The organism is Rhizobium sp. 268, from assembly GCF_036571585.1.
GTDB lineage: Bacteria > Pseudomonadota > Alphaproteobacteria > Rhizobiales > Rhizobiaceae > Rhizobium > Rhizobium redzepovicii.
In genome coordinates this window covers 1-21,502 of the sequence record NZ_JAPPSO010000030.1, presented here as the reverse complement: position 1 = coordinate 21,502, position 21,502 = coordinate 1, and the positions used below count along the sequence as shown (strand labels likewise).

Here is a 21,502-nt window from a genome sequence, read left to right as displayed (position 1 = left end):
TGTACACATTGTGACGCCTTTTTTCTACATGACGCTTTTATTCCGTCTCTGATAAGGATGTTTTCAGAACTCGTCAACGCTCAGCAGCAAAAAAACGCTTTGCCGTGTCAGCAACTTGCCGGCTCCAGCCGAGCCGTTCGTCAGCCTGTTCCGAATCCTTCAACCTAGGATTTGAACCCTTCAAACTGGACTCGTTCGGCTAGAGTTTTCCTGGTGCATTTTCCCCTGGGAAAGGACGGAAGACGATGTAGGCATCGCAGTTTTCGGACACGCAGAGGCGTTCATTTTGAAGCAGGGTGATGAAGGTGCGTCGCTCGCTGAGATCTGCCGCAAGCGGGGATCAACTAGGCTACCCACTTCAATTGGAAGAAAAAATATGCCGGCATGTTGCCGCCAGAGATGAAAAGCTGAAGCAGCTCACGAGAACGCTCGGCTGAAGCGCGTGCAGAACGAGCTGACCGGACGCATAAACCGTATGGCGGCCATGATCCGCTTCTTGCCCGGAGGCAGGCCCGAGAACCGTCCGGACAATCATTTCCTAACACCCTAAGGCGGTCTATACTGGCAGATCGACGATCCCGTAGGGAAGGCGGAGGTTCGATCTTCTTCGCTCTTCGACTATGTCCTGCCTCTGCCGGAGGAGTCGCATCCTGTCGGCATCATGCACCCGCCGGCGCCGAGATCTGTATCGATGGCGGGCATAATCCCGGTGCCGGCGAAGTGATCGCCGAAGCCATGGCCACTTTAGGAGCGCTAGTCTCAGCCGCTTTTTCTAATTATCGGCATGATCAACACCCAGGATCCGGTTGGTATTTCAAGGCCTTTGCCGCTTGGTCGAGAAGGTTTTCTGCTTGCCGATCCGCGGCAGCGAAGCGATGATTGACCCGGTGATATTGTCGAATGCCGCTTATGATGCCGGCTTGGTTGCCGAACCGATGTCGACGGTCGGCGATGCGCTAGAGCGGGATTGTTTTAGTCGGAATCGGAATAGGGATTGAACGAAGCCGCTTGCGCGGCATGTGGAGCGCGGGATTTGCATGATGCGCTTCTGATTTGAAGGATTGGGCTGTTTTAGCCCAACCTTTGAACAGGAGATGACGATGACAGAGATAAGCCCGCTACGCCGGCGCATGATCGATGACATGACGATCCGCAATCTTTCGCCAGCGACGCAACGATCGTATTTGCATGCGGTGACGAAGTTCTCGCGCTATTTCGGCCGATCGCCAGACCGTCTTGGACTGGAAGACGTGCGCGCGTTTCAGGTGCATCTGGTCTCCTCGGGCCTATCGTGGCCGGCCTTGAACCAGACAGTTTGTGCCCTGCGGTTCTTCTTTGGCGTCACGCTCGGTTATGCCGAGATACCGGAACGCATTGCCTATGCCCGGACACCCGCCAAGCTGCCGACGATCCTAAACGGCGACGAGATCGTGCGGTTTCTGGAAGCGGTTCCGAGCCTGAGGACCCGCACCGCACTGACGACAGCTTATGCAGCGGGGCTGCGCGCCTCGGAAGCTGTCCATCTCAAGGTCCGCGACGTTGATGGCGAACGCGGCATCATCCGCGTCGAGCATGGCAAGGGCGGAAAGGATCGCAACGTCATGCTGTCAGCGCAGTTGCTCGCAATCCTGCGGGTCTATTGGCGGCTGGCGAGACCCGAGGTCTGGCTGTTCCCGGGCCGGGACGAGACCAAGCCCATCGACGTCCAGGTTCTGTATTCTGCCTGCCGTTCGGCGTGCACTGCTGCCGGCATCGACAAAAGGGTGACGGTACATACGCTGCGTCACAGCTTTGCCACCCATCTTCTGGAAAGCGGAACCGATATCCGCATCATCCAGGTTTTGCTCGGCCACAACAATCTGTCCACCACGGCACGCTACACGAAGGTTTCCAATACCCTGATCCGCAGCACGACCAGCCCGCTCGACCGGCTGACGTTAGAGGTGGTGCCGCCAGGCTGAGCATAGCTTCGCCATGGCGGCGGGACTGGAGGTGGCGGACATTTTTTGCCGCCACGGGGAAAGATATCGTCAAACACACGACGCTCATCTCGGGCGTGTCGAACGCCGGATCATGAGTGCGGTCGAGATGTGCCGGACCGCTCGCCTGGGCGGGCATGTCCAGCAATGTCAGGACTGCGCGGCGTTCCGCATCGCCTATAATTCCTGCCGCAACCGGCATTGCCCAAAGTGCCAGGGACAAGCGAGCCGTGACTGGCTTGCTGCACGGAAGGCCGACCTTCTGCCTGTCGGCTATTTCCATGTGGTCTTCACCCTACCGCAGCAGATCGCTGCAATCGCCTTCCAGAACAAGAGTACCGTTTACACGATCCTGTTTCGCGCCATCGCCGAGACGCTGCGCAGGCTTGCTGCCGATCCCAGGCATCTGGGTGCAGAGATCGGCTTCATCGCGGTGTTGCACTCCTGGGGCCAGACGCTCCATTATCACCCGCATATCCATTGCATCGTGCCGGGCGGTGGGTTGTCATTCGACCAGTCCCGTTGGGTTGCCTGCCGGCAAAGCTTCTTTCTGCCCGTACGGGTCCTGTCGCGTCTGTTCCGGCGGCTGTTTCTCAACGAGCTGAAGCAGGCCTACGATCTGGGCCAACTTCAATTCTTCGGCGATATCGCCGGTCTGGCCGATCCGCTCGCCTTCAATCGAACCATCAAAGCAGCGCGTCGCATCGACTGGGTCGTCTATGCCAAGCCGCCATTTGCCGGACCCAAACAGGTGCTGGCCTATCTCGGCCGCTATACCCATCGCATTGCCATCTCCAATTCACGGCTCGTCAGCATTGATGGCGATCGCGTCACATTCCGATGGAAGGACTATCGAACGGGCGGCAGGCAAAAGGTGATGACGCTCGATGCCCACGAGTTCATCCGCCGCTTCCTGCTTCACACCGTTCCGGACGGCTTTCACCGCATTCGTCATTACGGCCTGCTTGCCAATGGCCATCGGCAACTGAAGCTGGACCTGTGCCGAAGCCTGCTCGACGTCCCGCCGCCGGTCGAAGAACCGGATGCAAAGCCACCACCTTTGCGACACCGCTGCTCCTGTTGCGGCGGAACCATGACGATCATCGGCGCGTGGGCCCCGATCCAGCCGGTACGCCGGCCAACATGGAACGACAGTTCATGATCATATCATGCGCGGCATCATTGCAACGATCAGCGTCGGCATGCCGAGGGGCCGCGAGGCGAATGCTTTGCCCAATCGTGCCTGAGCGACGTAAAGCGCAACACCACCAAGGGTTCGGTCGATGCAAACCAGCCGACAGGGGCGTCAAAGACACCGCAAATACCGGCAAGACTCTCCTTCCAAACCTGTCCACGTGCTCCAGCAAGGCTCGACCTTGCCAAACACCATCCACCGCTTCGGCTAAATCCCCATAGCGCCAAACAAACCGCGCCTTCGCTCAATCCGGCTTCAATGAGGTCCGATCAGTGAATGCCGCACGCACAGCGCACGGACCTCACAGAACCCTCCAGATTCCCTTTGCGGTGCAAATCAGATTCACCATTCTGGCCGGTAAAGGAGGCCGGCCTGGATGGCGAGACCTTTTTCGGATGATCTTCGTGAGCGCGTTGTTGGCGCAGTAACGCGCGAGGGCCTGTCGTGCCGCGCGGCGGCCAAGCGCCTCGGCATTGGCGTCAGCACCGCAATCGATTGAGTCCGGCGCTTGCGCGAGACGGGCAGCGCAGCCCCGGGCCAGACGGGCGGGTACAAGCCACGGGCGATCTCAGATGAGCATCGGGTCTGGCTGATCGATCGCTGCCGCGCACAGGCGTTCACCTTGCGCGGGTTGGTGGTGGAACTGGGAGAGCGCGGCCTGAAAGTGGATTACAGCGCCGTCCGGATCTTCGTGCACGAGGAAGGGCTGAGTTATAAAAAAAGACGTTGGTCGCCAGCGAGCGAGAGCGGCCCGATGTTGCCGCCCGGCGGGCGCGCTGGCTGAAGCATCGCCATCGCATCGATCCATCTCGCCTCGTCTTTATCGACGAAACCTGGACGAAGACGAATATGACGCCGCTCAGGGGCTGGGCGCCGCGCGGTGAACGGCTGTTGGGCCATGCACCCTTCGGTCACTGGAATACCATGACTTTTGTCGCAGCCCTCAGGGCCGACCGCGTCAGCGCACCGTGGATCATCGACGGCCCGATCAACGGCGAACGCTTCCGCATCTATGTCGAGAAGGTGCTGGTACCGGAGCTCAACCCCGGCGACATCGTCGTCATGGATAATCTCGGCTCGCATAAGGCCAGAACGATCCGCGCCGCCATACGCAAGGCCGGCGCCCGATTGTTCTTCCTGCCGCAGTATTCCCCCGATCTCAATCCGATCGAAAAACTCTTCGCCAAGATCAATCACGAGCTGCGCAAGGCGCAGGCCCGAACCCGACAGGCCATCGACGACGCGCTGGCAGCAACCCTTCAAACCGTCTCGCCGAAAGAGTGCCAAAACTACTTCAAGGAAGCCGGATATGAACGGACGTAAAACAATCCCGCTCTAGAAGCAATAAAAGCCGTCGCCGATCCAGAGGCATTGCCACCGCGCATCCTGGTCAGCGGCTCTCTCTATTTGTCGGCGACGTGCTTGCCGACAACGGCACGCCACCGAAATGACGGCTGCGAAATGAAAAAAGCCCGGTCGAACCGGGCTTTTTCGTCAATGCGCTATGAATTGGTCGATATCAATCAGGCAGCGCTCGAAATCCAGTCCAAGATAGCCGTCTTCGGCATCGCGCCGACCGAGATATCGGCAACTTCGCCGCCCTTGAAGATTGCAAGAGTCGGAATGGAGCGCACACCGAACTGTGCAGCGAGTTCCGGGTTCTCATCGATATTCAGCTTGGCGACCTTGACCTTGCCTTCCATCTTGACGGCGATTTCTTCGAGGCTCGGAGCGATCATCTTGCACGGGCCGCACCATTCGGCCCAGAAATCGACCACGACGGGTTCTGCGGATTCCAGAACTTCCGCCTGGAAGTTATTGATGTCGACTTTCACGGTAGCCATGGGCTGCTCCTTTACCGGAATTGGGTGTTGAACCAGATGTGATGACACGCTTTAGACCCGGTAACACGTCACCAACCAGGTCGGGTGTGGTAATGTCTCTCAGCGTTCGGCCTCCCTACCGCGATGCTCCACCTTATGATCCGGGTTCGGGAGGTGCGCGAGCGGGAGGCAGATCGTGGATCCCTTGAACTATATTGGCGACTTCGAAGATCATGTCGCGGGTTCCTCGATAAAGGATGCTCAGTTTATGCTGGCCGCCTATGCGGTCGAAGACAGGAAAACCAACTCGCATCAGCGGAATTGCGAGGCGTTCTGCGGCCTGTCGGCCGTGGGAGTGCGTGACGAGTAGATCAGCGTCTACGGCGAGTTCTTCCAAGTCACCAAGATCACCGACCTTGACCGTATCGATTGGTACTATTTGCAGCGCCTTTGAGTCACCGGTCGTGGTGACCGCAGCTGTAATGACCGCCCCCATGCCGATAAAGAATTGCGCGAACTGCAAGAGCTGGTCCGGTTCGGAGCCGATGGCGACCTTCCTCCCTGCAAAATGAAAATGCCCACTGAGCATCGCCTCCTGCAGCTGCATGCGGCCACGACGGACAGCCGTTGGCGCGTTGTCGCGCAAAATCGCTGCAAGAAGCCAGGCGAAACGGTCGGCGTTATTCAGGCCCGTGAGAGATCCGAACATCACGTATGGCAATCCAGTTAGACCCTGCAAAGCTTCAGCCGGTCGGCGCATCTGTTCGCCGATGGCAATGCACAGTGTTGCCGCCCCGAGATCGCGGACAAGCTCTACCTTCGCGCCACCGCGTGCGATCGGAATCCATCGATCGCGGACAGCTTCTTCAGGCCCGCCGGACACGTCAGGCAAAATGAGGGGTGTTAAGCCGAAGCTCTCGACCGTTTCCCGCAAATGCTCTACATCGGCAACTGTGATGTTCGAGCCGGGCAGGATGACAACCTTCGCCGGATCGCGATCCTGCGTCCCGGGCAGCGTGATTGCCTCGATCGTAGCCGTAACGGCCTTCGACCACCCCTCCTCCACCGCCCCTGCAAAGTCGGGAGTGCGTGCGAGGACCACTTCAGTATCAATGAGCTTTCTCGGGCGCGCGCCTTTGGCGTTGATGATATCACCTGCGATATCTTCGTCGCGAGTTTCCGCCACGGCGGTGGTGCAGATCCCGATCAGCCGCGGCCACGTGCGAGCTTTTAGCTTAACGAGAGCTTTCTCGAGAAACTCGGCGCCGCCCACCACCGTCGCCATCTGGTCCATTGCAGTAGTCTGCAGCGGGACCGTATGCTTGAAATGCCTCACGAGCAGCACAAGCGCGAAACTGGTACATCCCTGGCTGCCATGAAGGATTGGCAGCGCGCCATCGATGCCCAAAAAGGCCATGGCAGCGCCCATTGGTTGAGACGACTTTAGAGGGTTAACCGCTGTCGCTTTTGTTTGAGTTAGAATACGGGCCATAGTTGTTACCTCAATGGAACTTCCTCGGCGGCAGACCTCGATATAAATACCGATCCTTCCGCCGGTCTCGCAGTGGTAACGAATTGCTTCCACGGCGCTGGTTCGCGCAACTGCGCCCAGACGGGGTTGTGGATTGCCAAATCAATCTGGCGTGCCAGCTCCACCATGCCTTCGTAGCCGGCGTAAGCATGCTGGCGCTCCTGATTGACATCGAGCCAGGGAATCTTCGCTTCAAGCGCGACAAACTGAGTGCGTCCGCCCGACAGCATGATGTCAGGCTTGTGTTCACGTAAGATCGCATAGAGCTCGCTCGCTGCCATCGATTGGTGAAGGTGGTTTTCGTCCTTAAGCATCTGCTTGATTCTCTCCTTGTCCCTGGCCGTCGATTTCCTGACGGATGTACCGACAATTTCCATGCCGATTTCGATCAGTGCGTGCACGATGGACCAGGATTTCACCCCCCCGGTGTTCAAATGAACGCGCTTCCCCTCAAGCCGAAGCCGATACGCTTCCAGCTTCCTCCAGGCCCCCTCCTCCTCTTCTGCTAAGAGAGTCTCGACATGATGGAGCAACGCGGAACCAGCGCCCTTCTTTACGAGCAGTTGGGCGATCCGCCGAAGCGATTCAGAGGTGCTGGAAATGCCGTAGAAGGAGCCTTCGAAAAATGGAATGTTCCAGCGTTCTTCCATCTTGCGAGCAAGATTGATGAGAGCAGTGGAGCACACCATCATAGCTGCACGCGAGCGATGGGCAGAAGCCACCTGCGCGTAGCGCGCGTCGCCGGGAATGCAGGCGCGGACACGGATACCAAGTCGGTCCAAAAGCGGCTTCACCAACCAGAATTCTCCTGAGAGGTTGAATTCGCCGAGTATATTGATGTCGTATGAACCTGGATCGTCGGCCTCCACCGTGCCTATGACGTGCTCGAGCAGAGCCTCGCCGGCGAGCCGGTTACCGAGGTTCTTCGAACCGCCGAAGCCCGGCGACTTCACCGGCACCACTGGTATTGCGAACTTCTGCGCTGCTTGCCTGCAGACCGCGTCGATGTCGTCACCGACCAGCTCCGTGACGCAGGTTCCGTAGACGAAGATTGCTGCCGGCGCATACCCCTCCTTGATCTCCCGGATAGCCTTGAGAAGCTTTCGCTCACTATCTCCCGTCACTATGTCGAGTTCGGTGAGATCAGTGGTGAAACTTGTGCGCCAAAGAACTGGACCTGAAGACGCGGCGCCTCGATTGTCCCAGGAATTGCCCTCGCACGCGAGCGGCGCGTGGACGAGATGCGCGACATCGGTGATTGGCTGCAGCACGATCTTAGCTCCGTCGAAGGCGCAGCCACCGCTGGCTGCTGATCCCTGTGACGCGTTGTGACATGTCTCCTTGGCTTCCGTGGTGCGGAATATCTTGGCGGAGGCATCTCGCATTTGTGTCTCGATCGATGACATCTCGGGACCTTCCAATCCAGGGACGAATGGCCGGTCGACGCCCGGCCAAGCATTTAGCGCGTGAGGTCGTACGAAACGCCTTCCCACATGGTCTCCTGATCAAGCTCGTCGAAAATCTTGTCGAGAATGACGGTCAGAAGACGCAATCCGCCTTGGTAGCCCATGAGAGGAAAGCGATGATGATGATGGCGATCGAAAATCGGAAACGTAAGCCGAACCAATGGCGTGTCGGTGTCACGCTCAAGATACTTGCCATAGGAATTGCCGATCAGCAGATCCACTGGCTCCGTCAAAAGAAGCGAGCGCATTGCCCACAGGTCTTTGCCAGCCCACACCTGCGCACCTCCGCCGAAGGGAGAGGATGCGAGCAATTCCTTCATCTCCGCTTCCCAGGCTGCGGTGCCGTTGGTGGCAAGGCAATGTGTAGGGTGGCCACCGGTTTCCATGACGAAGCGCGCCATTGAGTAGACGAAGTCCGGGTCGCCGTAGATTCCGTATTTCTTGCCATGCAACCAAGATTGACTATCGGCCATGGCATCTATCAATCGCCCCCGATCACGATCGATAGATTCGGGAATTTCCCTCTTGGAAAGCTCGGATATCTTCATCAGGAATTCGTCCGTGCCCCCAATGCCCAGCGGGTAGTGGAACGAGGCAGTCGTGTGACCAAGCTCGCGACAATAGTCCAAGGTCTTTCGCGTATTGTAGTGCTGCAGCGATATTGTCGCCTCCGCATGTTTGGCTACCTTCACGTCCTCGATCTTGGTCCCTCCGTCATACATGCGGTACTCGCCGTCGGAAGGTGTGTCGAACTGGTCAGAGGCGTCTTGGATGAAAACGTAGGTCACTCCCATCGTGTCGAGCAGGCGCTTGATTTCTCGATTGTTGCCAACACAGAAACCGTCGAAGCCTGGAATAATGTTGATGAGTGCTGGCGTCGGCACGCGTTCGGTGCTTTTCCAGAAATTTTCCAGAATGCCTTTAACCATGCTGTCGTAACCATCGACATGGCTGCCGACGAAGGCTGGGGTGTGGGCGAAGGGCACGTCGAAATCGGCTGGAACGGAGCCTTCATTTTTGGCGTTTTCAATGAAGCCGTGAAGATCATCCCCAATGACCTCGGCCATGCAAGTCGTCGAGACCGCAATCATCTTGGGGTCGTAGAGCTGATAGGTATTGGCGAGCCCGTCGATCATATTTTTCAAGCCGCCAAACACAGCCGCGTCCTCTGTCATCGAAGACGAAACTGCAGACGACGGTTCCTTGAAATGGCGTGACAGGTGCGAGCGGTAGTACGCCACACAGCCCTGACTGCCGTGAACAAACGACATGGTCCGCTCGAAGCCAGCCGCTGCGAAAACCGCGCCGAGCGGCTGGCAAGCCTTCGCGGGGTTTACGACCAGCGCTTCGCGCGCCAGATTCTTTTCTCGATATTCCCATGTCCAGGTGAATTCATATTGCGCTTCGACGACCTTATCCGGATGCGGACATTCGAACTTCAACTTCTTGCGGGCGAACATTTTCTCGTATTCCGGCTCGCAGAACAGAGGAACATGATCGAGAACTTTCTCGGCCGATTGCGGCATAGTTTTCATCCTTTTTCGCCGCGAGTGCGGCTGCGTAGACTTTGGGAGATGTCTAAAATGTTGTCGCTCAGCAAAAATTATTCATCATCCCGGCCACAACTGCAGGCACCGCCTGCATCGGAGCTGTGCGTTTCTTTCCATGGCGGGTCGTAGAGGCCCCAGACCGGATTGTTGATGGCAAGATCCATGTCTCGGGCAAAAATGGCGAAGCCGTCATAGCCGTGATACGGACCAGAATAATCCCAAGAATGCATCTGACGGAACGGTATGCCCATTTTTTGAACCGGGTATTTTTCCTTGATGCCCGAGCCTACGAGGTCCGGGCGAATGGCCTCGATGAAGCTCTCGAGCTCGTAGCCAGTCACATCATCGTAGATAAGCGTACCTTTTTTGACATAATGGCCCGTGCGCTCGTAATCGTCGCCGTGGCCAAATTCGTAGCCCGTACCAACGATCTCCATTCCAAGATCCTCGTAGGCGGTGATGACATGGCGGGGACGCAATCCGCCGACGTAGAGCATCACAGTTTTGCCAATAAGGCGCGGACGGTACTTCTCCGTCACCGCCTGGACGAGAGGTTGGTATCTGGTGATGAGTGCTTCGGCCTTATCTTGGGTCTCCGGCCCGAAAAACGCGGCGATATTGCGCAAAGAAGCTTCGATCTGGGAAGGACCAAAAAAGTTGTACTCCATCCAGGGAATGCCGTACTTTTCCTCCATATGCCGAGCGATGTAATTCATGGACCGGTAGCAGTGAATAAGGTTGAGCGTAGCCTTTGGTGCACGCTCCACCTCCGCGAGTGTGGCATCTCCCGACCAGTTGCCGATTACCCGCAACCCCATATCCTCCAGCAGAATGCGTGAGGCCCATGCATCGCCGCCGATATTGTAGTCACCTATGACGTTAACGTCGAAAAGGCTGGGTTCGAAGTCGGCCTCTCTTTTATCGAAAACCCAGTCCCGTATCGCGTCGTTGGCGATATGATGGCCAAGCGATTGCGACACGCCACGAAACCCTTCGCATCGCACTGGCACGATCGTTTTGTCGTGCTCCTTGGCCTTCTTGCGCGCCACAGCCTCTATGTCGTCTCCGATCAATCCGATTGGACACTCGGACTGCAAGCTCACACCATTGTTCAGTGGAAACAGTTCCTCAACTTCATCGATGAGCTTCTCGAGCTTTTTGTCGCCACCAAAAACAATATCCTTCTCTTGAAAATCAGACGTGAATTGCATGGTGACAAAGGCGTCGACACCCGTCAGACCGACGTAATAGTTGCGGCGTTGCGACCAGGAATAGTGGCCACAACCGACAGGCCCATGTGATATATGGACCATATCCTTGATCGGGCCCCACACGACACCCTTCGAGCCGGCATAAGCGCAGCCGCGAACGGTCATCACGCCCGGAATAGACTTGATGTTGGATTTCACCCCGGTCTCGCAAAGCGCATCGGAGCCCCGCTCGAGTGCCTCTCTGCCCTTCGCCACGCCAAGGTGTTTTTTGCGGCGCTTAGCCGTCTTATCCGGATACTGCAAGAGTACCGCATCTATAAGCCTTGCGTTGAAATCACCGTCGTTCTCGTAGTCGAGGCTCATAGGGCCTTTCCTCTCTCGAAGGTTCGCATTGAGCCTCGACAAGGAGGCATGTTTGTCGATTAACACGGTGCGTCATCCGCTCCGCCCATCTTTAGGACGTCGCCTGCCCCTCATTCGCGAGAAGTTCTTCGAGCATCTGCTCGTCCGACTTCATGATCCCGAAGTCGAGCAGCATGTCCTCCAGTTCCTCCATGGTGATAGGAGTCGGGATCGTGCCCTTTCCCGAATTGGAGTGGATCTTCTCAGCCAACCATCGATATTCCGCCGCCTGTTTGGAGCGTGGCGCGTATTGGATCACGGTCATCTTTCTAAGCTCCGCGTGCTGCACAATGTTGTCGCGCGGCACGAAGTGAATGAGCTTCGAATTGAGCTTGGCGGCCAGGGCTTCGGCGAGGTCTAATTCGCGGTCGGTCTGCCGCTCATTACAGATCAGGCCGCCCAGCCGCACGCTTCCGGCGCTGGCATATTTGAGGATGCCTCTCGCGATGTTGTTTGCAGCATACAGGGCCATCATCTCACCGGACATGACGATGTAAATTTCCTGAGCCTTGTTCTCGCGGATGGGCATAGCGAAGCCCCCGCACACCACGTCTCCGAGCACGTCATAGGAGACGTAGTCGACATCGTCATAGGCGCCGTTTTCTTCCAGGAAGTTGATCGATGTGATGACGCCTCGTCCGGCGCAGCCGACGCCAGGTTCCGGGCCGCCCGACTCCACACATTTGATGCCGCCGTAGCCTGTTTTTAGCACGTCGCCAAGTTCCAGATCTTCGACTGAACCCTTCGTTGCGGCTAGATCCAGAACCGTGCCCTGTGCTTTAGAGTTCAGGATCAATCGCGTCGAGTCAGCTTTGGGGTCGCAGCCGACGATGAGGATTTTCTGCCCAAGTTCGACAAGGGCGGCGAGCGTATTCTGGGATGTAGTGGATTTGCCAATACCTCCCTTTCCGTAAAACGCGATCTGACGCAGAGCAGCCATTATTACTTCCTTTTCGTGTTCGAACCGACCGAGGTGATGCCGCGACATCGGACGCGGCTGCTTCCGTCGCAGCCCGAGAACAATTTTCAAGCGTCGTGCCAATTGAGTTGATTGATAGGGCAGAACGGAAACTGGTGCTCCCGCAAACACTTAGGGGGGATGAAATTCCGGACCGAAGAATCCTGAGTCGTGTCACGAAGCCGACAAAATTGACGACAATGTCGCACATATGTCCTGAGGCTCTCGGAGAGCCACGGTAACTCTGCGCAAGCACGTCTCCGTCGAATGAGCCGCACTTGACGCAAATGCTGGCAATTGGAAAGCGGCGCGGAGCTCTAGCGAAATCGTTTGCGGTCAAAAAATCGCGCAAGCAGTGTTGCACCGCTGCCGAGCGCATGCAGCCACCCGTGTCGCAAACCTGGCAAAGCTGTCGCACTGTTGGACCAATAGCAAACTCGACCCGCCCGAAACTCGCGAGTTAATCACCGCGCAATCGGCCTGGCACGACGATTGCTAGGACCGACCGAGACACAAACTACTACATTTCGGTCGGAGCCAAAGACAGCATGAATATCGTGGTCTGCATAAAGCAAGTGCCTGACTCTGCACAGATCCGGGTTCATCCGGTTACGAATACCATCATGCGCCAGGGCGTGCCGACCATCATCAATCCTTATGATCTTTTCGCCTTGGAAGAAGCTCTCAAACTGCGTGACCGGTATGGGGGTAAAGTCACTGTGCTTACCATGGGCCCGCCTATGGCAAAACAAGCGCTGGAGAAAGCTCTGGCATACGGCGCAGATGAAGCGGTACTCCTGAGCGACCGTCACTTCGCCGGGTCAGACACCTTGGCAACTTCATTTGCTATCTCGCGAGCTATCACGAACCTTGGACTCCGCCATGCGCCTGAAATCGTGTTTACTGGCAAGCAGACGATCGACGGCGATACTGCGCAGGTGGGGCCGGGGATTGCCAGGCGTCTCGAACTGCAACAACTGACCTACGTAACGAAAATTGTCTCAGTCGATCTTCATGCCCGAGAGATCACGGTGGAGCGCCGTTCGGAAGGCGGCACACAAATGCTGAAGAGCCAACTACCGTGCTTGATCAGTGTCCTTGAAGGCGTCAACGCCATCCGTCGCGGCTCCGTCGCTGACGCGTTGCGTGCCGCACGCGCGCAAATACCGACCTGGCGTGCAGCCGACGCCGGTATTGTGGAGATAGCTAATTGCGGCTTGAGAGGATCACCGACCGTCGTCAAGCGCGTATTCGCCCCCACCCCAAGGGCCGAAAAAGCAATCCAAATCAAATTAAACGATGACCAGTGCGGTCCGCTGGTTGACGAAATAATCGCATCGATCTTCGAGCACCAGCCCGCATTGGAAGCGAGCTTTCAACCGAATGGGCTCACGTGAGAAACAAGGAGCATAAATGGAAGCCCACCAAGCTGAAAGTCAGTCTCCAATCGTCAGTCGCGCCAGCGCGAAGAAGGAATTGCCCAGACACTTCCGCGACAATCGGCACGTCTGGGTTTTCATCGAGCTGGAACGAGGCCAAGTGCATCCCGTGTCTATTGAACTGCTCGGTGAAGGACGCAAGCTTGCCGATAAGCTTGGCGTTCAACTGGCGGGAGTGGTTATTGGAACCGCGGAAGACCTAGGAGTTCGGTCTGCCATTGCAGAGGCGTTCGCTTACGGGGCCGATCTCGCCTACTTCGTCGAGTCACCGCTGCTATCGGACTACCGAAACGAGCCCTTCACCAAAGCTCTCTCAGACCTGGTCATCCTTCATAAGCCGGAAATTCTGCTTCTTGGCGCCACCTCGCTTGGGCGAGATCTTGCCGGTTCTGTGGCAACTACTTTGGAAACAGGGCTTACGGCTGACTGCACCGAATTGGATGTCGATGCAGACGGCTCGCTCGCAGCGACCCGGCCCACATTTGGCGGTTCGCTGCTGTGCACGATCTACACTCTCAACTCTCGCCCGCAAATGGCGACAGTGCGACCCCGGGTCATGGCGACCCCCAAACGCGTGACCCATGCGATTGGACCTATCATTCGGCATGACTTGATGATGATTGAGGAAGAGATTGTCACAAAGGTTCTCGGCTTCCTTCCGGATGAACGATCGGAAAAAATCAACCTCGCCTATGCAGATATCGTGGTCGCTGGCGGGCTTGGTATTGGCACCGCCGAGAATCTGGAACGTGTGATGGTTCTAGCGAGGACGATTGGCGGTGAATTCGGCTGCTCCCGACCTTTGGTTCAAAAAGGTTGGATGGAGGTTGATCGACAGATTGGCCAAACGGGCCAGACGATCCGGCCCAAGCTCTATCTTGCGGCTGGAATATCAGGGGCAGTCCAACATCGGGTTGGTGTCGAAGGGGCTGACTTGATCGTTGCCATCAACACCGACAGCAACGCCCCGATCTTCGATTTCGCCCATGTCGCAGTTGTGGCTGATGCCATCGGTCTTCTGCCGGCGCTGACCGCAGCGTTCATCAGGCGACTACCGCTGCATGACCAGTCGATGCAAGTAAACTGAGGTGTGGCTAATGAAGGGCGAGAAATTTCACGCGATTGTCGTCGGGGCAGGTATGTCGGGTAACGCGGCTGCTTATGCGATGGCCATGCGTGGTCTGAAAGTGCTGCAGTTGGAGCGCGGCGAATACCCGGGTTCGAAGAACGTTCAAGGAGCGATACTGTACGCCGACGCGCTGGAAAAGATCATTCCAGACTTCCGCGATGACGCGCCGCTTGAACGGCATCTCGTCGAGCAGCGCTTCTGGATCATGGACGGCGCGTCGCACACCGGAATTCACTATCGGTCGGATGACTTCAACGAACGGCGGCCAAACCGATACACGATCATCCGTGCCCAATTCGATAGATGGTTCTCGGCCAAGGTGCGCGAGGCCGGATGCACCGTCCTCTGCGAAACATTGGCCACAAGGCTTAAGCAGGATTCGAGGGGCAACGTGACAGGCGTATACACCGACCGACCCGGCGAGGCCATCTCTGCCGACGTCGTGGTGCTTGCTGAGGGGGTGAACGGCTTCCTTGGAACACGAGGGCGTTTGCGCGAAACTCCCAAGCCGGACAGCGTGGCACTTGCCGTGAAAGAGATGCATTTCCTACCGGAGGACGTTATCGCAGAACGCTTCGGCCTGACTGCAGACGAAGGCTGTGTGATCGAGGCAGGCGGTACAATTTCACGGGGAGTCCCAGGGCTTGGCTTTCTATATACGAACAAGGAGTCCATCTCTATTGGAATAGGATGCCTCGTTTCCGGTTTGGCCGCGGCCATGGAAAGGCCATACGATCTGCTTGAAGCCTTCAAGCACCATCCTTCGATTCGGCCATTGATCGCCGGGTCTGAGGTGAAGGAATATGCTGCGCATCTCATTCCGGAAGGCGGTTTTACGGCTATCCCACAGCTCTTCGGCAATGGGTGGGTCGTGGTTGGAGACGCGGCCCAGCTGAACAATACCGCACATCGGGAGGGCTCGAACCTTGCGATGACATCAGGTTACCTGGCGGGCAAAGCGATCGCAGAAGTAAAGGATCGTGGCGGCTCGATGGTGAAAAGCAACTTGGCTTTGTACAAGAGCATGCTCGACTCATCCTTCGTCATCAAAGATCTGATGAAGCACAAAGAGATGCCAAGGTTTCTCCATGCCAACAGCCAGAACTTGTTTGTTTCATATCCAAAGTTGATATCTAAGGCTGCGCAAAGTTTCGTCCGTGTCGACGGAACTTCAAAACTCGACAAGGAAAAGGCCACGTCTGCCGCCTTCTTGAAAGCACGATCCCGGTGGGGATTGATTTCAGACGCAGTCCGGCTCGCCCGCGCGTGGCGCTAAAAGGAGATCCAGATGAAGGCCATCGTTAAACGGCGTGTTGAGGACAAGCTTTACCAGAACCGATATCTGGTTGACCCGGGCCGCCCACACATATCGGTCAGGAAAAACCTGTTTCCAAGCCAAAACCTGATCGCCTTGACGCAAGTGTGTCCGGCGAAATGCTATCAGCTGAACGACAGACGTCAAGTGATCATCGTTTCCGATGGCTGCTTGGAATGCGGGACATGCAACGTGTTATGCGGACCCGACGGCGACATTGAGTGGACGTATCCACGAGGTGGGTTCGGCGTTCTCTTCAAGTTTGGATGAACAGCTTCTTCTGTAGTCGATACAGCCGTTCGGCGGCAAACGCGAGGTAAGCAAACAATGACGAACCGGCTGGTGGAACGCCCTACCAATTTGTAATTTTTATTGACCTTCGAAGTCCAATATGTAGCGCGGAGGACGTTCCAGGATTGTCCTGAGTGCCCAAAGCACTCTCAACCACGTGCTGAGTGGAGTAGTCCCGTGGCTGGATCAGATGATGAGAAGATGCCCAAATCGACAGTGCGGCCGGGTGCTGAAATTGTCGGCGAGAGTGCCGCACTCAAGGAGGTTTTGGAAATCGCCCAGATTGTCGCAAGGAGCAACTCGCCTGTCTTGTTGAGAGGAGAGAGCGGCACGGGCAAAGAATTCTTTGCAAAGCTGATACATGATTCCTCGTCGCGCCGCGAAAAGCCCTTCGTAAAGCTGAATTGCGCTGCGCTGTCGGCAGGCGTTTTAGAATCGGAACTATTCGGGCACGAGAAAGGCGCCTTCACCGGCGCTACCTCTCAGAAAGAAGGTCGGTTCGAGCTGGCGCACGGTGGAACTTTGCTGCTCGACGAAATAGGAGAAATCTCGGCCGAGTTTCAGGCCAAGTTGCTGCGCGTCTTGCAGGAAGGCGAACTTGAGCGTGTCGGTGGGACGAGAACATTGAAAGTCAACGTCAGGTTGGTATGCGCGACCAATAAGGATCTAGAAACGGCCGTGGCGGCGGGAGAATTCAGAGCCGACCTATATTACCGGATCAATGTCGTACCGATCACTTTGCCACCACTCAGGCAGCGCGATGGTGACATCCCGCGTTTGGCCCAAAAATTCCTTCAGCGTTTCAACAGGGAGAACGGCCGTTCGTTAAGCTTCGCACCCTCGGCGCTCGATATCCTGTCGAAATGCGAGTTCCCGGGCAATATTCGTGAGCTGCAAAACTGCACACAGAGGACCGCAACTCTCGCCCGTTCGGACGTCATCGTTCCTCAAGATCTCGCCTGTGAACAGGGTCGATGCTATTCCCCGATCCTCAGAAAGGCAGTTGCCGAACAAGTTGGAAAAGGCGCAATTCATGGGCTCGCTCGAGGTGAAACGGTGTCAATGGGACAGCCGCGAGATGCCGCCGCCTTCGCGCCCGAAACCGAAATGGGACAGTCAGGTCTGATCGGCAGAGATCGGTTGGAACAGGCGATGGCGACGGCCGGATGGGTTCAGGCTAAAGCTGCGCGGCTCCTTGGTCGTACGCCGCGACAGGTCGGTTACTCTCTGCGCCGGCACGGGATCGAACGAAAAGTCTTCTAGCAAGGAGGTCATTGGCGCGGACCTGGTACGGCAGGCCGCGCCCAACAAACGCCCGGCAATTCTAGTTCCCCCCACCCGGCAAGGTCTGCCAAGCGGCCCTGTCGTGTCTCCGACAAAACCCTGTAGCAAAGAGGTCTAAAGCGGACAACGAAGAGCAGATCCAGCTGGAAAGGGGACTTTTCTGAAGTTGGCATCGCTCTTGCTCGCGGAACTGAGCTTTCAAGCATCATTGGAGTTCGTAATGTCCAGAGGGATGAGTAAGTGTAGGATCACCAATACAGCACCTGCCGCACGCGAGCCGGGGGCAACAACGTTCGGTGACTATGCATCTTCGTCCCGTGGCAGTTCAGAGCCGAATGCTATGGCTCCAGCAATCATTGAAAAGATCAAAGACCACCCGTGCTTCTCTCGGGAGGCGCATCTTTATTTCGCGCGGATGCATCTCGCGGTCGCACCAGCCTGCAACATCCAATGCAATTATTGCAATCGAAAATACGACTGCGCCAACGAAAGCAGGCCAGGAGTAGCATCACATAGGCTCACTCCCGACCAGGCGCTGCGCAGGGCCATGGCGGTCGCCAGCGAAGTCCCGCAGCTTTCGGTGGTAGGCATCGCCGGGCCAGGCGATGCCTGCTACGATTGGAGGAAGACAAAAGCGACGCTCATACCGATCGCCCGCGAAATCCCCGACGTCAAGCTTTGCATCTCAACCAATGGCCTCGCCCTTCCTGAACATGTCGATGAGCTTGTCGACATGAATGTCGGGCACGTAACGATCACGATCAACATGGTAGATCCGAAGATCGGGTCCAAGATCTACCCCTGGATATTCTATGATGGCCGCCGCTACAACGGCATTGACGCGTCCAGGATCCTTCATGAAAAGCAAATGTTGGGGCTCGAAATGCTGACAGAACGCGGAATCCTAACCAAGGTCAATTCGGTGATGATCCCCGGCATCAACGACGAGCATCTCATCGAGGTTAACAAGTGGGTCAAGGACAGGGGGGCGTTCATGCACAACGTAATGCCCCTGATTTCGGAGCCTTCACATGGTACTTTCTATGGTCTGAACGGTCAGCGTTGCCCTGGCCCTTACGAACTGAACGCACTTCGGGACCGGCTGGAAGGCGACACGAAGGTGATGCGCCATTGCCGCCAGTGCCGTGCCGACGCAGTCGGTCTGCTCCGTGATGACCGCGCACACGAATTCACGATTTTGCAACTCGCAGTTGGCGCAACCTACGATAATGGCAAGCGCCATGCCTATCGCCAGTTGATCGAGCGCGAGCAACGCGGCCAAACATCAGAAGCAAGGAACGCGACGACAGCAATCGCCCCAGCTCGATCTAACGCAACTCTCCTTATTGCTGTCACCAGCAAAGGCGGGGGCCGGATCAATGAACACTTCGGCCATGCCCAGGAAATACATATTTTCTCAGTCTGTCAAAAAGGCATCGGGTTGATAGGTCACCTGAAGATCGACCCGTACTGCCTTGGTGGATGGGGGGAGGATGCTACTCTCAACTGTATCATCAACGCGCTCGAAGGCTTAGATCTGCTGCTTTGTTCTCAGATCGGCAAGGGCCCTACGAATAAACTCGCACGCCGAGGTGTTCGAGCAACGGGCGCTTATGGCGGCTCCTACATCGAGCAGGCAATCGACGCTCATTATAGCGCGGTGCTTCACGACGACGCTTTAGCAGCCGCGACTTGACACACGCTTTGACTAAACCAGAGGAGCTGAATCATGGCCTTCAAAATCATCGCCTCACAATGCACCCAATGCGGCGCATGCGAATTTGAGTGCCCCTCAGGCGCAATCAGTTTCAAAACTGACAGATTCGTGGTCGATCCTAAAATATGCACCGAGTGCAGGATTGAGTTTGACGCGCCCAAATGCAGAGCCATTTGCCCCATGCCGAACACCTGCGTTCCTGCCTGAGCAGCCGTACTAAACGAAAGCAAAAGGGGCCCGCCTGCGAAAGCATTTTGGCGCAGGCGGGCATCCTCCTCGACAGCAACCCATGGAACAATGAGGTGGTTGAGCGTGGCAGCATCGTCGGTTCCAACGGGTGCGAAATGGAGCACGTGTAAAACGAGGTACAGTAAATGAAAGCAATGATCCGGAGAAATGGGGCCGGCTTGTCGATCTATATGTCCAAAAAGGATGTCGAGGAGCCGGTTGTCGCGGTGGAGAGTCATGACTTGTGGGGCGGCTTTGTATTGCTAAGGAACGGATGGCTCCTCGCCCTCCCCGACCTAGCGCAGAGCACCCGCTTACCCATCACAGTCGAGGCGAGGAAGCAATGATCAGGACTGACACGGGCGGACCGAACATCGGACTTTCGACAGCGGCGGCTGCCGATGTGCGAAGGGAACGGCTGGCGCAGCCATCTTGTGAAATAACGGCATTGGTTCACGTGAAGGATAAACATGCCCAATCTTACGATTACGTTTTTCATTTCGCGCATGAACAACCCGAGACACCAAGACAGCATTCGCTTGCAGCCCGGGAACACATGAATATCGCGGCTTGCATAAAGCAAGTGCCTGACTCGGCACAGGTCCGGTTTCAGTCGGTTACGAACACCATCAGGCGCCCGAAGCGCATCAAGTGAGGGCTCGGTGTATGACCACCATCGTCTACGACGCCAAGATTCGGAGAATGGCCTCTGACAGCCGCGCCTTCTCCGGCAGCAGCCATCCGATCGGCGCCAAGAGGAAGATTCACCGGATCGAGGCAGGGAAATACAAAGGCTCGCTGCTCGGCGTCTCGTCCACCGTTCCCGGTATGAATGAATTCGTCACGCAGTGGGTGACGGGGGGCATGAGCAAGGAAGCGTTTGGCACGAACGAGCCCGATTTTGAGGCGCTCCTGGTAAAGGTCGATGGCTCGAGATTTTTCTTCAACAACAGCATTTATCCTTCCGGCCCGATCGAGGCCGACTTCATCGCGATAGGCTCGGGTTGTGCGTACGCGCTGGGCGCCTTCAGGGCCGGCGCTGACATGTTAGGCGCCGTTAACGTGGCTATCGAGTGCGATCCCTTCTCCGAACCTCCTATTGTGACCTTGCAGCTCGATACGTCCGACGCCAACCAACCGTCAAAGATCGGGCGCGTCGTTCGACTTTTCCGGAAATATCGGGGCACGGCTACGCAATAGGCTGTAACCGCGAATATCACCGCACCTTCAGTAATTGAGTGAGCTTTGGCATGAGGTGTCCACCTAAAAGAGGTGGACACCAAGTTATGGATGAATGTCAAAAACTTGCCGTGCGGCTGGTTGGTCGGAATGGGAGACGCCGTTTCGATCAACGTTCGAAAGATCGCCTTGTTGCGGCCTGCCTTGAACCTGGCGCATCGGTATCGAAACTTGCGCGCCTACACGGGGTCAACGCAAACCTCGTTTGGAAATGGATCAGGAAACACACCCAGGCCCATCCATTGCCGCCGTCTTCGCCATCAGTCTTTATTCCGGTTCAGGTCGCCGCCGCGAGCAGCAAGTTTGACATTGAGATGCTTGCGACGGATCGTGAGGAGCTGCCGCCAAAAGTGGAGAGGAACGGCCCGCTGTGTCCTCCAGCGAAGATGAGCGCGTCATTGCCGAATGGTGTGAGATTGACGCTGGAATGCGGCGATCTGGACGCATTGACGGCCGTAATCGGAGCCTTGGGTCATGTTCAAGCTGGGCGCTGATCTTCAAGTCTATCTGCATCGCGAACCGATCGACTTCGGAGCCGGCATCAACAGCCTTGCGGTTCTGGTCCAGGAGACGATGGCAATCGATCCGTTTGCCCCGGCAGTTTTTGCCTTTTGTAATCGCAGGCGTGACCGCGTGAAGCTGTTATTCTTCGATCGCTCGGGCTTTGTGCTGATCCTGAACGATCTGCATTCATACTGCATCTCTCTTTCGCATTCAGTTGAAGGTTTTGGCGTGGTTGGCATTT

At 56.7% G+C, this 21,502-nt stretch carries 20 protein-coding genes and 3 pseudogenes; 17 read left to right on the top strand and 6 right to left on the bottom strand.

Going from position 1 to position 21,502, the window contains the following annotated elements; genetic code table 11:
- Positions 1 to 251 precede the first annotated feature (251 nt).
- The 5 genes and pseudogenes from OS035_RS33645 to OS035_RS31650 form a co-directional block, all read left to right on the top strand.
- A pseudogene (locus OS035_RS33645) lies at positions 252 to 460 on the top strand (transposase); the annotation flags it as partial.
- A 200-nt stretch (positions 461 to 660) separates the two neighbouring features.
- Positions 661 to 962: pseudogene (locus OS035_RS31665) on the top strand (bifunctional folylpolyglutamate synthase/dihydrofolate synthase); the annotation flags it as partial.
- Between the two features lie 138 nt (positions 963 to 1,100).
- Positions 1,101 to 1,961: a tyrosine-type recombinase/integrase gene (locus OS035_RS31660; RefSeq protein WP_331815037.1), complete on the top strand. Its 861-nt coding sequence runs from the start codon at positions 1,101 to 1,103 to the stop codon at positions 1,959 to 1,961.
- 13 nt (positions 1,962 to 1,974) lie between these two features.
- Positions 1,975 to 3,141, top strand: a complete 1,167-nt coding sequence (locus OS035_RS31655) for an IS91 family transposase (protein WP_331815034.1) — start codon at positions 1,975 to 1,977, stop codon at positions 3,139 to 3,141.
- 409 nt (positions 3,142 to 3,550) lie between these two features.
- Positions 3,551 to 4,497 (top strand): annotated as a pseudogene (locus OS035_RS31650) (IS630 family transposase).
- Positions 4,498 to 4,697: 200 nt separating this feature from the next.
- Here the strand turns inward: OS035_RS31650 and trxA are convergent.
- The 6 genes from trxA to nifH all read right to left on the bottom strand — a co-directional run bounded on the left by trxA (position 4,698) and on the right by nifH (position 12,097).
- On the bottom strand, positions 4,698 to 5,018 hold the full coding sequence (gene trxA / locus OS035_RS31645) for a thioredoxin (protein ID WP_331815031.1): 321 nt from the start codon (positions 5,016 to 5,018) through the stop codon (positions 4,698 to 4,700).
- Between the two features lie 133 nt (positions 5,019 to 5,151).
- A complete protein-coding gene (nifN, locus tag OS035_RS31640) occupies positions 5,152 to 6,489 on the bottom strand; it encodes a nitrogenase iron-molybdenum cofactor biosynthesis protein NifN (RefSeq protein ID WP_063474981.1) in 1,338 nt (445 codons plus the stop codon).
- Positions 6,490 to 6,494: 5 nt separating this feature from the next.
- A complete protein-coding gene (gene nifE, locus OS035_RS31635; RefSeq protein ID WP_331815028.1) occupies positions 6,495 to 7,934 on the bottom strand; it encodes a nitrogenase iron-molybdenum cofactor biosynthesis protein NifE in 1,440 nt (479 codons plus the stop codon).
- Between the two features lie 53 nt (positions 7,935 to 7,987).
- On the bottom strand, positions 7,988 to 9,520 hold the full coding sequence (gene nifK, locus OS035_RS31630; protein ID WP_331815025.1) for a nitrogenase molybdenum-iron protein subunit beta: 1,533 nt from the start codon (positions 9,518 to 9,520) through the stop codon (positions 7,988 to 7,990).
- A gap of 77 nt (positions 9,521 to 9,597) precedes the next feature.
- Complete coding sequence (nifD, locus tag OS035_RS31625; protein WP_331815022.1) at positions 9,598 to 11,118, bottom strand: nitrogenase molybdenum-iron protein alpha chain; 1,521 nt, start codon at positions 11,116 to 11,118, stop codon at positions 9,598 to 9,600.
- 91 nt (positions 11,119 to 11,209) lie between these two features.
- On the bottom strand, positions 11,210 to 12,097 hold the full coding sequence (gene nifH, locus OS035_RS31620) for a nitrogenase iron protein (protein WP_033181225.1): 888 nt from the start codon (positions 12,095 to 12,097) through the stop codon (positions 11,210 to 11,212).
- Between the two features lie 566 nt (positions 12,098 to 12,663).
- On the opposite strand from nifH, the gene OS035_RS31615 reads away from it, so the two are divergent.
- The 12 genes from OS035_RS31615 to tnpB all read left to right on the top strand — a co-directional run.
- Positions 12,664 to 13,512, top strand: coding sequence for an electron transfer flavoprotein subunit beta/FixA family protein (locus tag OS035_RS31615; protein WP_128408909.1), 849 nt, complete (start codon positions 12,664 to 12,666; stop codon positions 13,510 to 13,512).
- Between the two features lie 16 nt (positions 13,513 to 13,528).
- Complete coding sequence (locus tag OS035_RS31610) at positions 13,529 to 14,641, top strand: electron transfer flavoprotein subunit alpha/FixB family protein (RefSeq protein WP_128408910.1); 1,113 nt, start codon at positions 13,529 to 13,531, stop codon at positions 14,639 to 14,641.
- A gap of 10 nt (positions 14,642 to 14,651) precedes the next feature.
- The gene (locus OS035_RS31605) at positions 14,652 to 15,959 is read left to right on the top strand and encodes an NAD(P)-binding protein (protein WP_331815016.1); all 1,308 of its coding nucleotides are present in this window, start codon (positions 14,652 to 14,654) and stop codon (positions 15,957 to 15,959) included.
- Positions 15,960 to 15,971: 12 nt separating this feature from the next.
- Positions 15,972 to 16,268, top strand: coding sequence for a ferredoxin family protein (locus tag OS035_RS31600; protein ID WP_331815013.1), 297 nt, complete (start codon positions 15,972 to 15,974; stop codon positions 16,266 to 16,268).
- A gap of 198 nt (positions 16,269 to 16,466) precedes the next feature.
- Positions 16,467 to 17,552: a nif-specific transcriptional activator NifA gene (nifA, locus tag OS035_RS31595; RefSeq protein WP_331815010.1), complete on the top strand. Its 1,086-nt coding sequence runs from the start codon at positions 16,467 to 16,469 to the stop codon at positions 17,550 to 17,552.
- 241 nt (positions 17,553 to 17,793) lie between these two features.
- Complete coding sequence (gene nifB, locus OS035_RS31590; protein ID WP_331815061.1) at positions 17,794 to 19,269, top strand: nitrogenase cofactor biosynthesis protein NifB; 1,476 nt, start codon at positions 17,794 to 17,796, stop codon at positions 19,267 to 19,269.
- 33 nt (positions 19,270 to 19,302) lie between these two features.
- The gene (locus OS035_RS31585; protein ID WP_003563211.1) at positions 19,303 to 19,497 is read left to right on the top strand and encodes a 4Fe-4S binding protein; all 195 of its coding nucleotides are present in this window, start codon (positions 19,303 to 19,305) and stop codon (positions 19,495 to 19,497) included.
- Positions 19,498 to 19,664: 167 nt separating this feature from the next.
- Positions 19,665 to 19,865 (top strand): putative nitrogen fixation protein NifT, encoded by a 201-nt coding sequence (gene nifT / locus OS035_RS31580; protein ID WP_027688422.1) that lies wholly within the window; start codon positions 19,665 to 19,667, stop codon positions 19,863 to 19,865.
- Entirely contained in the window at positions 19,862 to 20,173 is a 312-nt protein-coding gene (locus OS035_RS31575) for a hypothetical protein (protein WP_331815002.1), read from the top strand. Before nifT ends, OS035_RS31575 begins: the two co-directional genes overlap by 4 nt.
- Before the next feature lie 11 nt (positions 20,174 to 20,184).
- A complete protein-coding gene (locus OS035_RS31570; RefSeq protein ID WP_033181216.1) occupies positions 20,185 to 20,718 on the top strand; it encodes a peptidase S14 in 534 nt (177 codons plus the stop codon).
- 86 nt (positions 20,719 to 20,804) lie between these two features.
- The gene (gene tnpA, locus OS035_RS31565; protein WP_080667677.1) at positions 20,805 to 21,251 is read left to right on the top strand and encodes an IS66-like element accessory protein TnpA; all 447 of its coding nucleotides are present in this window, start codon (positions 20,805 to 20,807) and stop codon (positions 21,249 to 21,251) included.
- The coding region (gene tnpB, locus OS035_RS31560; protein WP_331814994.1) for an IS66 family insertion sequence element accessory protein TnpB at positions 21,232 to 21,502 on the top strand (271 nt) is incomplete at its 3' end. The genes tnpA and tnpB, both read left to right, overlap by 20 nt.